General features: G+C 59.7%; 11 protein-coding genes. 2 read left to right on the top strand and 9 right to left on the bottom strand.

The features are described 5' to 3' along the window. Positions 1 to 62 precede the first annotated feature (62 nt). The 3 genes from P3S72_RS01850 to P3S72_RS01835 form a co-directional block, all read right to left on the bottom strand. Positions 63 to 509, bottom strand: a complete 447-nt coding sequence (locus tag P3S72_RS01850) for a GNAT family N-acetyltransferase (RefSeq protein WP_276195767.1) — start codon at positions 507 to 509, stop codon at positions 63 to 65. Between the two features lie 294 nt (positions 510 to 803). Then, entirely contained in the window at positions 804 to 1,856 is a 1,053-nt protein-coding gene (locus P3S72_RS01840) for a diguanylate cyclase (RefSeq protein ID WP_276195765.1), read from the bottom strand. A 343-nt stretch (positions 1,857 to 2,199) separates the two neighbouring features. Next, entirely contained in the window at positions 2,200 to 3,264 is a 1,065-nt protein-coding gene (locus P3S72_RS01835) for a 2,3-butanediol dehydrogenase (RefSeq protein WP_247400187.1), read from the bottom strand. A gap of 564 nt (positions 3,265 to 3,828) precedes the next feature. Here P3S72_RS01835 and P3S72_RS01830 point away from each other — a divergent pair. After that, a complete protein-coding gene (locus P3S72_RS01830; protein WP_276195763.1) occupies positions 3,829 to 6,795 on the top strand; it encodes an MHYT domain-containing protein in 2,967 nt (988 codons plus the stop codon). Positions 6,796 to 6,808: 13 nt separating this feature from the next. Next, the gene (locus P3S72_RS01825; RefSeq protein WP_276195761.1) at positions 6,809 to 7,822 is read left to right on the top strand and encodes an HD domain-containing phosphohydrolase; all 1,014 of its coding nucleotides are present in this window, start codon (positions 6,809 to 6,811) and stop codon (positions 7,820 to 7,822) included. 34 nt (positions 7,823 to 7,856) lie between these two features. Here the strand turns inward: P3S72_RS01825 and P3S72_RS01820 are convergent, their stop codons facing one another. From P3S72_RS01820 to P3S72_RS01795, 6 genes are all read right to left on the bottom strand, one after another. Beyond that, complete coding sequence (locus tag P3S72_RS01820) at positions 7,857 to 8,453, bottom strand: hypothetical protein (RefSeq protein ID WP_276195760.1); 597 nt, start codon at positions 8,451 to 8,453, stop codon at positions 7,857 to 7,859. Then, entirely contained in the window at positions 8,450 to 9,022 is a 573-nt protein-coding gene (locus P3S72_RS01815) for an RNA polymerase sigma factor (RefSeq protein ID WP_276195759.1), read from the bottom strand. The genes P3S72_RS01820 and P3S72_RS01815 overlap by 4 nt, the downstream gene beginning before the upstream one ends. 38 nt (positions 9,023 to 9,060) lie before the next feature. Beyond that, positions 9,061 to 10,683, bottom strand: coding sequence for a VWA domain-containing protein (locus P3S72_RS01810; RefSeq protein WP_276195758.1), 1,623 nt, complete (start codon positions 10,681 to 10,683; stop codon positions 9,061 to 9,063). A gap of 579 nt (positions 10,684 to 11,262) precedes the next feature. Next, a complete protein-coding gene (locus P3S72_RS01805) occupies positions 11,263 to 11,916 on the bottom strand; it encodes a DUF799 domain-containing protein (protein ID WP_276195756.1) in 654 nt (217 codons plus the stop codon). Beyond that, positions 11,913 to 12,275, bottom strand: a complete 363-nt coding sequence (locus P3S72_RS01800) for a DUF4810 domain-containing protein (protein ID WP_017848623.1) — start codon at positions 12,273 to 12,275, stop codon at positions 11,913 to 11,915. The genes P3S72_RS01805 and P3S72_RS01800 overlap by 4 nt, the downstream gene beginning before the upstream one ends. A 29-nt stretch (positions 12,276 to 12,304) precedes the next feature. Continuing rightward, entirely contained in the window at positions 12,305 to 12,985 is a 681-nt protein-coding gene (locus tag P3S72_RS01795; protein ID WP_276195752.1) for a CsgG/HfaB family protein, read from the bottom strand. Positions 12,986 to 13,165: the final 180 nt, after the last annotated feature.

Genomic DNA, 13,165 nt, shown 5'->3' with positions numbered 1-13,165 from the left:
AACTGGAGGCATACAGGAAGTAAGGCGCACTGAAATCAAACGCCGAACACTACTGTCGAGAATCAAGGCAGCCGCTTCTCCATCGGCTGATAGATAAGCCCTGCGAACTCGCCCACGTCTCCTGACAGGGCGAATCCATAGCTTTCGTAGGCTGCCACCGAAGACAACGATGCCCTGACCGTCACGACCTCATCCCTGACTTGCTCCAGTGCAGCGCCCATCAGGCGCATGCCGATGCCCCGACGCTGCGAGCCCGGCGTGACGAACAGCATCGCCACGTGGCGCCCTTCCTTGAGTTCAATCAGCCCCGTTATCGCCCCATCCGCGACACACACCAGCATTAGGTTGTCGCCCTCCATACGGTCGGCAAACGCCTGCGCCGCTGCCACCTTGGCGAAGGTCTCCACACCCTGCGTCGACAGCGAGGGCGCAACCGCAATCATGAACGCGTCGAGGCAAAGAGCGCTCGCGTGAGGCAGGTCGTCGTAGGTCAGTTTACGTATCTGCATAGCAGTCGCTCGTGTCTGGAAGATGAGAATGGGGCAATTCCCGCACTCAAAAGTCCGGTCCAGGCCGACAGGCGTCTGTCGCATGCGTCAGCTCTGGGCCGACTCCCGTTCGTCTCGACAGGCAGCGATCGGACGATCCTGCTGAAAACAGTCGGATGTTTAGATTGTCTGAACGCCGGCTAGCATCGGCGCGGCCCCGTAAGCAGTAAGACCACGCCGTGCTCGGTGTCGATCAGGTGGTTTGTGGAATAGGCAAAAAAAGCTGGGCTACCCGAATCGGCCGAAATCAGAGATCTAGACCCCAACTACCTCGACCCTGTTGCGTCCGGCTAACTTGCACTCGTAGAGCGCGCAATCGGCCCGTGCAATAGCGTCGCTGAGCACCTCCTCAACGCGATATTGAGTGACGCCGATGGACAGAGTCACGCTGACTTTTTTGCCATTGCTGTAAATCTCCAACGCCTGCACAGCCTTGCGTATACGTTCTGCGCTATCAGTTGCATGGCTAAAATCCGTGTCCGGCAATATGCAGAGAAATTCTTCGCCGCCCCAGCGGCCGATAAAGTCTTGCTCTCGCATTGAACATTTGAGTAGTTCACTCACCGCTTCGAGGACACGATCGCCGGTATCGTGACCGTGCAAATCATTGACCTGCTTGAAGTGATCTATATCCATCAACATCAAGGTGAGATTGCTGGGGCGCCTATGATGTCGTGCCAGAATTTTCTCGGTCAGCGCAATCATGTGCCGACGGTTGAATAGGCCAGTTAATGAGTCCGTCGTTGCCATGCGCGCCAGGCTCTTGTGCGCGCGGGATACCGTGACCACATAGAACAGCGCGAGATAGCTGAACATGCAGAACACCACTGTCAGGTTGAAAACATGCACACCCAACAGAGCATTGGAGGAGATGGGTTGCAGAGGACTTACGAACCACATCAGTACATCCAGGCTTACGTAGTAGGCCCAAAGCCAACCGGCGTATATCCAGGCGCTACGGGCCCGCATACTGACGAACAGGGCTGGAATAAACATTAACAAGAAATAGTGAAAACCACTTCCCCAGCCGATTAGAACGGTGCCCAGCCCTGCGTGTACAAGTACTTCAATGCGTATCAGGAGAACTGCCAGCCGATTTCGTCGCTGCTTGAAGGCGTGATAGGCATAGACATACATGGCCACACTGACCACGTTTATCCACGCCAAAATGGGCGAGCCCAGAATGAGAAAAATAAAAAAGAAGGCAACGTCTACGCTACCCGCCAACTGGCAACAACGCATGGAAAGCTGCCAAAATTCTGGCCGGGCGTCGCGCCTGGGTAGGCTTTCTGAGTGTGTCCCTTGCATCGAACCTGTTACCTCAATATCCGGGTATACGTCGGTTTTTAGGTTGGCTATTTCACACCAGCAAATGAGGCGTAAGAAAGGTTTCGCAGGGCGTTTAGATTGAAGGTACGAGGCTATACATCAGTTGTCTAGTGGCTACTGGCCGCTTTTTATGGCGATTATATTAAAGAGAACGGCAAATCGGCCGGCAAAAAACCGTGACAGCAGCAGGCTAATAAAAAGCCCCGCAGGGTGATGCTCTGGCGGGGCTTTTTTGTGCGATTGAGCTTTTGCCAGTCCTCAACCGGGAGCATGGAGCGGCGGTCGAAGCGATGGCTCGATCAGTGAACGGTCGTCGCTCACTTCAAACCCGAGCAGGCGACACAATAATCTTCACGTTGTGCTCCTTATTCTTAACCAACTCCTCAAAGCCCTGCCCCACAATCTGTTCCAACTGAATGCGCCCCGTCACCAGCGGCGTGATATCCAGCCGTCCATCAGCGATAAACGCGATCACATCAGCAAACTCACCGTTATAGGCCAGCGCCCCCATTACCTGTTTTTCCGTCGCCACCAACTCGAAAAAGTTGAACTCGCTGGGCTCTTCGAAGATTCCCACCAGGACGCACTTGCCGGCCTTGCGGATCAGGTCGATCGCGAGCTTGGCCGTGTGTTTGTTGCCGATGCATTCGAAACTGACATCCGCGCCGAGCCCGCCCGTAAGGCGTCGTACTTCGGCCAGGGCATCGCACTCATTCGGATCGAGCACATGGGTCGCTCCCACTTCCCGGGCCTTGGTCTTGCGCGCTCCGGACATTTCCAGCGCGATCACCTGCGCGGCACCGGCCGCTTTGGCGCACATGATGGTGCATAGGCCAATGGTGCCGGCACCGACCACCACCACGTTTTGCCCGAGCAGGCTTCCGGCTTTTTTCACTGCGTGCATGCCCACGGCCAGCGGTTCGATCAGTGCCCCGGCTTCAGCCGGAAAGTTCGCCGGCAATTTGTACAGTAGGTTGGCTGGCACGTTGACCAGTTCGGCGAAGGCGCCATTGTTCATCAGCCCGGTGAAGGCCAGGTTCTCGCAGATGTTGTACATCCCGTGGGTGCAGTAGTAGCACGTGCCGCAATGTTGGCACGCATCGGCCGCCACCGGCTCGCCGACGCTGAAGCCCTGCACGCCGGCGCCGAGTTCGACGATCTCACCACAAAACTCATGACCGAGAATGCACTGGCCCTTTATCCCGGTCAGCGGGTGCGGGGCGTCAACCGGTATGAACACCGGCCCGGCCACGTACTCATGCAAATCGGACCCGCAAATTCCGCACCACTGCACGCGGATTTGCACCCAACCCGCAGGCGGCGAAATGGGCAGCGGAACGTCTTCGACGCGGATATCGTTACGGCCGTGCCAGACAGCGGCACGCATGCTGCGTTGCGGATTGATCGAAAGGGTCATCGCGAAATCTCCTTGAAACGGTTGGTCCTGGCGCCCCGCCAGCGTCCGCCAGCAGGAGCGTCAGTGCGGTTGCACAACGTCCAGAATCAGTCGATTGACCTGCTCGGGGTGATGCCAACGGTCAGCGACACACGACTCATGACGCCGCCACGGGCAGAACAGGGAAAGGGGGCTGGGCTGGGCATCGGGCACCTGTTTTTATTATTGGGTTGCCAGTCGGGCTGGTAACCAGAGCCAGAGCAAGGCCGGTGCCATATCCGCAAAAACACCTGAATAGCCCTTGCTTAGAGCGGTCCGATGGAAACCCAAGCAGGGCCGGGATCGCGTTCGAATGAGACGCGTCATATCAGACCGCACGAAGTGGCGACGAGACCGTGAGACGCTGCGTCTCGCCGCCAGCCCCGACCCTGCAAGCCCATTGGCAACACGTATCGTCGCCCCTCCCTCAAGAATTCAGCTCACTCGCCGATGCTTCTAATCACCGGTTCTGTGCCCTTTAACCGACCATCTTCCGCATTAAGGAGTCAACGCGACATGGGGGGTTTCTATAGCCTGTTTATCGACACGCCGGTCGCAGCACTCTACGTGCCGGGCTCGCACAATCCGGGCTTGGTAGTGCTATCTATCCTGGTGTCGATCTTTTCGGCCACCATGTCGCTGCAAACCGCACAGATTGCACGCAAAGCCGAAAGCGCGTTGCATCGACACATGGCTGTCAGCACAGGTGCATTCGCCCTGGGCGGTGGCATCTGGACCATGCACTTCATCGGCATGTTGGCGTTCGAGCTGCATACCCACGTCCACTACGCCACCGGCCTGACCCTTTTTTCTCTGCTGCCGGCTTGCGTAGCTTCCTGGCTCGCTCTGCGCATGCTTGCAAGTCCCACCGTCACCGGATTGCATCTCGTCATGAGTGGCACCCTGGTGGGCTTAGGTATCGGGGCGATGCACTACAGCGGCATGGCAGCGATGCAAACATCATTGCAGATGCGTTATGACCCGCTCATCTTCACGCTTTCCATCGTGCTGGCGATCGTCCTCGCCGTGTTCGCCTTGTGGGTGCATTACCGACTGCTACGAACCACATTGACCTCAATGCAACGGTTGCTGGTCAGTGGGACCGTCTTGGGGTCGGCAATTGCTGGCATGCACTACACCGGCATGGCAGCAGTCCGGTTCGTCGGTGTGCCGAACAGCACCTCGCCAGGTGTTCTGCTTAACACTACATTCGCGTCTATCGCGCTTTCCACGTTCACCGTCACGGTGACGGTGCTGGTGCTTGCACTCAATGGCTTGATCCATTCACGCAAGCTGTACCGAACGATGGAAGAGAACAACCTCAAGATTGAGGAAAGCAAGTCACGCATGGATGCCATCCTAGACACCGCAGTCGATGGCATTATCACTATCGATAGCCGAGGCCTGATCCAAAGTTTCAACCATTCGGCGGAACGGCTGTTTGGCTGGAACGCCGATGAAGCCATTGGCCGCAACATCAATATGCTGATGCCCGAACCCGATCAGTCGCAGCACGATGGTTACCTGCATAACTACAAGACCACGGGCGCTCCGAAGATCATCGGCATCGGCCGGGAGGTCATGGGCTTGCGTAAGGACGGCAGCCTGATGCCAATGCGGCTTGCTGTCGGCCGGGTAGACCTGCCCAATGAGCTACTGTTTGTCGGTTTCGTCACCGACATCACCGAGCGTCACACGCTGGAAGCCTCATTACGCGAGACCGCTGAACGCGCCGAACGCGCGGCCATCGCCAAGAGCACCTTTTTGGCCAATATGAGCCACGAAATTCGTACACCGATGAACTCGATCATCGGTTTCACCGAGTTACTTCTCCAGGGTGATCTGACATCGATCCAGCGCAACCACCTGCACACAGTGGGGCAATCATCCAGATTACTACTCGGGTTGATCAACGACATTCTTGATACCACCAAAATGGAAAATGGGAGCATGACGCTGGAGTCCATTGATTTTTCGCTCAAAGGGCTTGCTCTACAGATCGAATCCTCAATGCGCTTGGGCGCGCAGAGTAAGCACCTGACGCTCACCCCGCACTACCCGACCGACATGCCTGAATACTTTCAAGGTGATCCCCTTCGAATCTTGCAAGTCCTGACCAACCTTGTCGGCAATGCCATCAAGTTCACCGAGCGTGGTGGTATTGAAGTTTCATTTAGCTATACGGACGCCATGGTGCACGTCAAAGTCGCGGACACCGGCATTGGCATGACGCCCCAGCAAATCGAACTGATTTTTGCACCGTTTACTCAGGCCGACGCGTCCATCAGCCGGCGTTTCGGCGGTACCGGTTTGGGCACCACTATTGCGCGTCAGTTGGTCGAGCAGATGGGGGGAAGTATTGAGGTGGTGAGCGAGTTCGGACATGGCAGTATCTTCCATGTGCAACTGCCCCTGCCGATAGGACAAAAACCCGAGGCGACACCGGTTGCGGCGCCCCAGCAGGTGTTGCCACCGCTGAAGATTCTGATCGCCGATGACGTGCCCCAAAACCTCGAGTTGTTGACCCTGACACTCAGTGGCCGCGGACATCAGGTCGTGGCTGCGCGCGATGGTGGCGAAGCTGTCGCGAAATTCATAAGCGATCACTTCGATCTCATCTTGATGGATGTGCACATGCCAGGCACTGACGGCCTGCAGGCAACGCGGCTTATCCGTCAGTACGAGCGCACACACGCTCGCCCTTACACCCCGATCATCGCGCTCACCGCCAGCGTGTTGGCCGAAGACCGACAAACCGCACAGCAGGCCGGAATGGACGGTTTCGCGGTCAAGCCGCTAGACGTACCTCGACTGTTCGATGAGATCGCCGGGGTCTTGAAGATCGAACGCGCCCCCGCTCTCCCCGGCGACACCGATAAAACCCTTGCACCGCACCCACTGATCGATTGGAACTCAGGCATCTCACTATGGGGCAGTGAAAAGCGACTGGCCAAGGCACTCAAGCAATTCCTGGAGTCAGCGGCTACAAACCATCCGTTGCCGGGTGACGCGGACGCCGATATCGACTGGGAGACGACACTTCTCAGCCTACATGGCATCCATGGGGCGTCCGGCAACTTATCGCTCCCCTCCGTGGCCGAGCTGGCCAGCACGCTGGAGGATAGGGTCAGGACAGGAAGGCATGAAGAGGCACGCCCTCAAATCACCGAGCTGCGTACTCTGCTAGCGTCCGTAACCCGAGAATTACAGGCCAGCAACGCGCTACTCGTTGAGAAGCAACGCCCCTTAGCCCAGCCCTCAGCTTCCGAACTGCTAGCCCATATGCACCAACTGCTGGCCTGCCTTGCGCACAACGAATTGAACGACGCAGCGCTAGAGAAGGTCTGCGCCGGGCTCGAGAGCCTGGGCGAACATACACACGTTCAGGTTTTGCGAACGGCGGTCGATGCTTTTGAGTTTGGGCGAGCTCAAACCCTGCTGCAGCAACTCGTTGCCGACCACACCCTGGAAACTCAAGCATGAGCAGGTCCATTGCATGAAGTACATGAAGGACACTCGCCAGACCTTGCTGGTGGTCGACGATGAAGCGACCAATCTCCAGGTGCTGCGCCACACGCTACAAGATGAGTACCGCTTACTCTTCGCCAAGGACGGTTACAAGGCGCTAGAGCTGGCGCAGGCTGATCGGCCGGATCTGATTCTGCTCGACATCATGATGCCCGGGCTCTCGGGCTATGACGTCTGCACGGCGCTCAAACAGGACTCGAGCACGACCTCTATCCCCATTATCTTCGTCAGTGCTCTGGCCGAGGCTGACAACGAGATGCTCGGCCTTAAGCTAGGGGCCGTGGACTACATCAGCAAACCTTACAATCCCGGCATCGTCAAAGCGCGTGTGCGCACCCATCTGTCCTTGGTGCAGGCACAAGAACTACGCGATACACGTTTGCAGATCGTTCAGCGGCTGGGTACCGCAGCCGAGTTCAAGGACAACGAAACTGGACTGCACGTTATCCGCATGAGCCACTATGCCAAGACGCTGGCCCTGGGCGCGGGTTACAGCCGGTTGGCAGCAGAAGACTTGCTGCATGCAGCGCCCATGCACGACGTTGGCAAGATAGGCATTCCCGACGCGATCCTGCAAAAGCCGGGAAAGCTCACTGAAGACGAGTGGACCATCATGCGCCAGCACACGTCTATCGGTGCCAAGATCATCGGTGAGCACCCTTCTGGACTGCTGCATATGGCGCAGATCATCGCGCAGAACCATCACGAAAAATGGAACGGCACCGGCTACCCAAGCAGGACTGCGGGTGAAGACATTCCCCATGCCGCCCGAATAGTTGCCGTGGCTGATGTGTTTGATGCTCTGACCAGCGTGCGCCCCTATAAACCTGCCTGGTCAGTTGAAGACGCCACAGGGTTAATCCAGCAGGAAAGCGGCCAACACTTCGATCCGGAATTGGTCGAGGTTTTTATGGACTGCCTACCCGACATTCTCGAGATACGCGAACACTGGGCCGACGTTGAGCCCGTCGGCGTTGATTGATACTGGCGCGGGCTTGCCACACGCCAGCTTCTGACTACTGCTGCAACATCTCCAACCGCGCGGGCAAGTCTTCCTGGGGAAAGCGCGCGTGCAACGCCAGCAACTTCTCATCCGCCGCTTTGCTTTCCCCGGCCGCGCGCAGGTTCACGATCTCCTGCAACGCCTCCTCCAATGAAGGCAGTGCGACCGGCGCACGCTTGCTGAGTTTGGCCATCGATTGATCCGCCAGCGCACCGGCAATTTCGGCTTGGACCGGCGCGCTTTCGGTCTTGGGCGCGGCGGCCATTCGGGCCATCGGCGCGGGAGCGGAGAGTGCTGGCGGGGCGGGGCGGCTTGCTTCTTCGTGGAACGCGGAGAAGGTCGCGGGGGAGATGTCGGGGGCTGGCACGGGCGAGCGCATGACCACGCCGATCATCAGCGCCAAGCCTGCGACGGTGGCGAATGCCATTTGCCAGCGCGGACGTTGGCAGGCTTGCAGCCAGCGTTGCCACACACTCGGTTGCGGCGCCGGGGTTTCGCGGCGGGCGGTGGCAAGGATGAAGGCGTCGAGGGACGCCGGCGGTTCGCCGCTGCTGTATTGACGAACATGCTCGATGAGCCGGTCGTCGGGGGTGTGTCGGGAGTCGGTCATGCGGGTATCTCCTCGGCCAGCAGGCGGCGCAGTTTCTGCTGGGCGTAACGCAGGCGGCTTTTGACGGTTTCCAGCGGGGCGCCGGTGAGCGCGGCGATTTGCGGCACTTCGAGGTCGCCGTGCAGGCGCAGCAGGAAGACTTCGCGCTGGTCTTCGGGCAAGTCTTGCAACGCGGCGTCGAGACGCGCCTGGTCGCGACTCAGGCTCAGTTGCTGCTCGGGGCCGGCGCAGGTGTCGGGCTGGGCGTGCAGTTGCTCATCGTAGCTGTCGTGCAACGGGTTGTGGATGCCGTGCTTGCGCCAGTAGTCGATCAGGCGGTTGCGGGCGATCTGGAACAGCCAGGTGCGAAAACTCGCCCGGCCTTGTGGCTGGGTGGCGCTGCGGATCAGGCTGAGCCAGGTCTCCTGATAAATTTCCTCGGCCAGTTCGGCCTTGTTGCTCAGGGACACGAGGAAGCGGTACAGGCCCTGGCGATGCCGCGCGTATAAGACTTCGAACGCGGCACCGTCACCGGTTCGGTAGCGGGCCAGCAGCGATTCGTCGCTGGGTGAATCATCTGGAGCGGGCATGTCGGTGGCGAACTCCTTTCCGGTCGGCGTGTTGACGATCAAGGTTTGAGGCTTTGGGCCACTTCGACCAGTTGCACGAATTCATTGCGCAGCCCGAACGGGTCGTCGCCCCGGGCCGAGCGGGCGAGTGCGGCGGTGTCCTGCAACGTCATGCTGCCAGTGTAGCGGCCATCGCCCTTGAGTTGCTGGGCGAAGGCGGCCACGGCGGCGCAGAAGCGCAGGTCGTCGCTGGCCTTGGCCGACTGGCTGGCCACCGGCCGCTCGATCAAACGGCTCGCACCACGGGCCGCCGGCTTATAGCGCACGCGCAACATGGCCAGCTCAGCGGATTGGCCCTGCGCCGCAGGTGCGGAGGCGTAGCGCAGCGGCTCCAACCAGCCCTGCTCGCCCTTCGGTACAATTTCGTACAGCGCGGTCAGCGTGTGCCCGGCGCCGATCTCTCCCGCGTCGACCTTGTCGTTATTGAAATCCTCACGCTTCAACGCGCGGTTTTCATAACCCAGCAAGCGGTATTCGCTGACCTGGGCCGGATTGAATTCCACCTGCACTTTCACGTCCCGCGCCACCACCGCCAGGGTCGAGCTGAGTTGGTCCACCAGCACCTTGCGCGCTTCGCGCAGGGTATCGATGTAGGCATAGTTACCGTCGCCCGCGTCAGCCAGTTGTTCCATCAGGTGTTCGTTGTAGTTATCCACACCGAAGCCGAGGGTGGTCAGCGACACACCACTTTTGCGCTGTTCGACGGCCATCTGCTTGAGGCTGTCAAAATCGCTGACGCCGACATTGAAGTCGCCATCGGTGGCCAGCAGGATGCGGTTGATGCCCTGCTCGATAAAGCCTTCGCGGGCCATCTGGTAGGCCAATTCGATGCCTGATGCACCGGCGGTAGCGCCGCCTGCGCTGAGCTGATCGATGGCGTTGCGCAGCTTCACTTTGTCGCGCCCGGAGGTCGGCGGAAGCACCACGCGCGACTCACCGGCGTAGACCACCAGGGACACGCGGTCTTGGTCGCGCAACTGATCCACCAGCAATTTCAGGGTACTTTTCACCAGCGGCAAGCCTTCGCGGCGGTCCATGGAGCCGGACACATCGACCAGAAATACCAGGTTGGCCGGCGCCAACTCCGCCACGGCGCGGTCGGACGCCTTGATGCCGATGCGCAGCAGTTGAGTGCGCGGGTTCCACGGGGTGGCCGCCAGTTCAGTGGTCACGCCAAAGGGCGAGCCGTCGGTGGGCAACGCGTAGTGATAGGGGAAATAGTTGAGCATTTCCTCAAGTCGCACAGCGCCCTCGGGCGGCAGACGGCCTTGGTTGAGGAAACGCCTCACGTTGGCGTAGCTGCCGGTGTCGACGTCGATGCTGAAGGTCGAGACCGGCGTTTCGGCGACCCGATGCACCGGATTGTCCGGCAGGTTGGCGTATTGCTCGCGGGGCTCGCTGCGGTAATCCAGGCTCGCCGACGCCTGCATCCGCATCGGTGCAGGCATCGCCATGCGCTTGACCAAAGCACCCTGGACCGGCGTGTTTTGCAGCTCGGCGACGGGCTCAGCCGGTTTGGCTAAATCAGGCGACGAAGACAGCCCACAACCGGCCAGCGCCACCAGCAAGGTAACCGCAAAGCCCTGGGCAGCAGGACGCAGGAAAAGCAGAGGACGGGACATGGACTGAACCTCGTGAATAAATGATCCGTTCACAAGGTCAGACGCAGGGTGCGGGGTGTTCGGGTTAAACCCTGGTTTAGATAACACCTCGATCAGTGTGGGAGGGGGCCTGCTCCCGATGGCCAACTGTCAGCCACTGCATCGGGTGACTGACCCACCGCTATCGGGAGCAAGCCCCCTCCCACATTTGATCTTCGGTGATGCCAGAATCGAGACGGTTAACTCAGTCCAGTGCGCTGCCCCGCCTGAATCCTGGTTTAGATAACACCTCAATCAGTGTGGGAGGGGGCTTGCTCCCGATGGCCAACTGTCAGCCACTGCATCGGGTGACTGACCCACCGCTATCGGGAGCAAGCCCCCTCCCACATTTGATTTTCGGTGGTGCCAGAATCGAGACGGTTAACTCAGCCCGGTGCGCTGCCTCGCCGTTAGCATTCGGGTGGAATCCTGGTTTAGATAACACCTCGATCAGTGTGGGAGGGGGCTTGCTCCCGATTGCCAAGTATCAGCCACTGCATCGGGTGACTGACCCGCCGCTATCGGGAGCAAGCCCCCTCCCACATTTGATCGTCGGTGAGATCAGTCCGTGCCGTACTTCGGATTACGCGGACCGTACAGCAGCCCGGTGCGCTGCCCTGCCGAGAGCAGGCGCGCACTGGTGATGCCCGCGATCGGATGCGCCGCGTCGGTGGAGCTGTTGATCACTTGCTTGACCGCCGCCGTGATCAGCATGCCCACCAGGCCGCCACCGTTGTTGTTGTTGCCTTCCTCGCTAGACGCGCGCGCCGAGCCGGTCCACAGGGTGATGCCGGTGCGCAGGTCCACCAGTTTGGCCGAGGCGGTCACCGTGGTGTTGCTGGAGATCAGCATGTACTGGGTGCCGTATTCGCTGACGGTGATGTACAGCGCCGCATCCGCACCGAAGATGTCATGCAGTTTGGCTGGCGCCACGCCCTGGATATCGTTGGCGGTGGTCAGGCCGTTCTGGCGGAAGGTTTCGTCCACCAGGGCAATCGGCAGCACGTAGTAGCCGGCTTCGGCCAACGGGTAGGTCACCTGCGAGACCATGCTGTAGGACGCCTGCACTTCCGGCGATTCATTGATCGGCGGCAGTACCAGGATCGACTTCGGCCGCGCCTGTTTGTACGCCGTGTAATCAATGGTCTTGGGGGCAGCGCAACCGCCGAGCAAGGCCAGGGCGAGCAAGGCGCCGGTGAGTTTCAATAGGCTCATTTAGTGGCGACTCCGGTCTTGGCGTTTTTCAGCAAAAAGTCCATGTACGCGGCGGACTCGGGGAACAGCGCCTTCTCGGTGCGGAACTCCTGCACCATCTGGTCATCCTTGCCCATGCTCAGGTACAGCATGCCCAGGTGGGCGTGGTAACCCGGCGGCGCTTTGCGGCCACTGGCGTTGATCTTTTGCAGATCGCGCTCCAGGGCCTCGACCTGCGCTTCCTTGGGCTCGCCCTTGAAGTACTCGTAAACCTGCGGCTGGTAGCTTTCCCATTGATACAGGGGTTGGGGCGCCGTCTGGCACCCGGCGACCGTCGCGATTGCTGTCAGCATCAGCGCCAACTTCACTGCCTTGCTCATCCGTGTATTGCTCCTTGAGGTGTTGCTGATCAGTTGCGCGGGTTCCAGGCGCCGGCGTTGATGCCGTCGACCAGGCGGTTGATCGCTTCGCGCATGGCCAGGTCGAGCACCTTGCCATTGAGGGTGGAGTCGTAGCTGGCGGTGCCGCCGAAGCCGATCACTTCACGGTTGGACAGCGCGTACTCGCCGGCGCCCTGGGTGGAATACACCACTTCGGAGGTACTGATGTTGACGATATTCAGCGCGACTTTGGCGTAAGCCACTTGCGTCTTGCCACGGCCGAGAATGCCGAACAACTGGCGGTCGCCGGTTTCTTTGCGGCCGAACTCGGTCACATCGCCGGTCACCACGTAATCAGCGCCTTTGAGCTTCTGCACGGTGCCTTTGATCGCGGCTTCCTGGGAGATTTCGCCCATGTTGTCGCGGTCCAGCACGCTGAAGCGGTTGGTCTGCTGTAAGTGGGTGATCAGGATGGTCTTGGCCTGGCCGCCGAGACGGTCGACGCCGTCGGAGAAAATGCCGCGCATGTAGCTGGAGCGGTTATCGAACTTGCCCACGGCAATCGGCACGCGCACGCCGGAATAGGCGACGTGGGCGCTGGCGACTTGTTCCACCGGCATCGCGCGGTTGCTCTCCGTGGCGCAACCGGCCACGGTCAACAGCGCTGCAGCGGCAAAGCCGGAGAGCAGGATTTGGGACAGTGTTTTCACATGTTGCTCCTAAAGTGAGGAAATCAGCAGAGCTCGGTGTAGCGCAAAACCGGGCACGAGGCGATACCCACTCCTTCAAGGTCGAAGGCGTCGGGCCAAGGGCGGCAGTTTCAGGGAGGGGGGGCAGGCAGGCCTGCGCAAAGGCAAGAACACGCGCGTAACTGACTTCATCCCTGAACA

This window comes from Pseudomonas sp. D3 (genome assembly GCF_029320995.1).
Classification (GTDB): Bacteria; Pseudomonadota; Gammaproteobacteria; order Pseudomonadales; family Pseudomonadaceae; genus Aquipseudomonas; species Aquipseudomonas paraveronii.
This window is presented reverse-complemented; position numbering and strand designations above follow the sequence as displayed.

What these genes read in the sequence shown, in the direction of transcription:
- P3S72_RS01850 (WP_276195767.1), bottom strand. Translation starts at nt 509, where the DNA reads ATGCAGATACGTAAACTGACCTACGACGACCTGCCTCACGCGAGCGCT.
- P3S72_RS01840 (WP_276195765.1), bottom strand. Translation starts at nt 1,856, where the DNA reads ATGCAAGGGACACACTCAGAAAGCCTACCCAGGCGCGACGCCCGGCCA.
- P3S72_RS01835 (WP_247400187.1), bottom strand. Translation starts at nt 3,264, where the DNA reads ATGCGTGCCGCTGTCTGGCACGGCCGTAACGATATCCGCGTCGAAGAC.
- P3S72_RS01830 (WP_276195763.1), top strand. Translation starts at nt 3,829, where the DNA reads ATGGGGGGTTTCTATAGCCTGTTTATCGACACGCCGGTCGCAGCACTC.
- P3S72_RS01825 (WP_276195761.1), top strand. Translation starts at nt 6,809, where the DNA reads ATGAAGTACATGAAGGACACTCGCCAGACCTTGCTGGTGGTCGACGAT.
- P3S72_RS01820 (WP_276195760.1), bottom strand. Translation starts at nt 8,453, where the DNA reads ATGACCGACTCCCGACACACCCCCGACGACCGGCTCATCGAGCATGTT.
- P3S72_RS01815 (WP_276195759.1), bottom strand. Translation starts at nt 9,022, where the DNA reads ATGCCCGCTCCAGATGATTCACCCAGCGACGAATCGCTGCTGGCCCGC.
- P3S72_RS01810 (WP_276195758.1), bottom strand. Translation starts at nt 10,683, where the DNA reads ATGTCCCGTCCTCTGCTTTTCCTGCGTCCTGCTGCCCAGGGCTTTGCG.
- P3S72_RS01805 (WP_276195756.1), bottom strand. Translation starts at nt 11,916, where the DNA reads ATGAGCCTATTGAAACTCACCGGCGCCTTGCTCGCCCTGGCCTTGCTC.
- P3S72_RS01800 (WP_017848623.1), bottom strand. Translation starts at nt 12,275, where the DNA reads ATGAGCAAGGCAGTGAAGTTGGCGCTGATGCTGACAGCAATCGCGACG.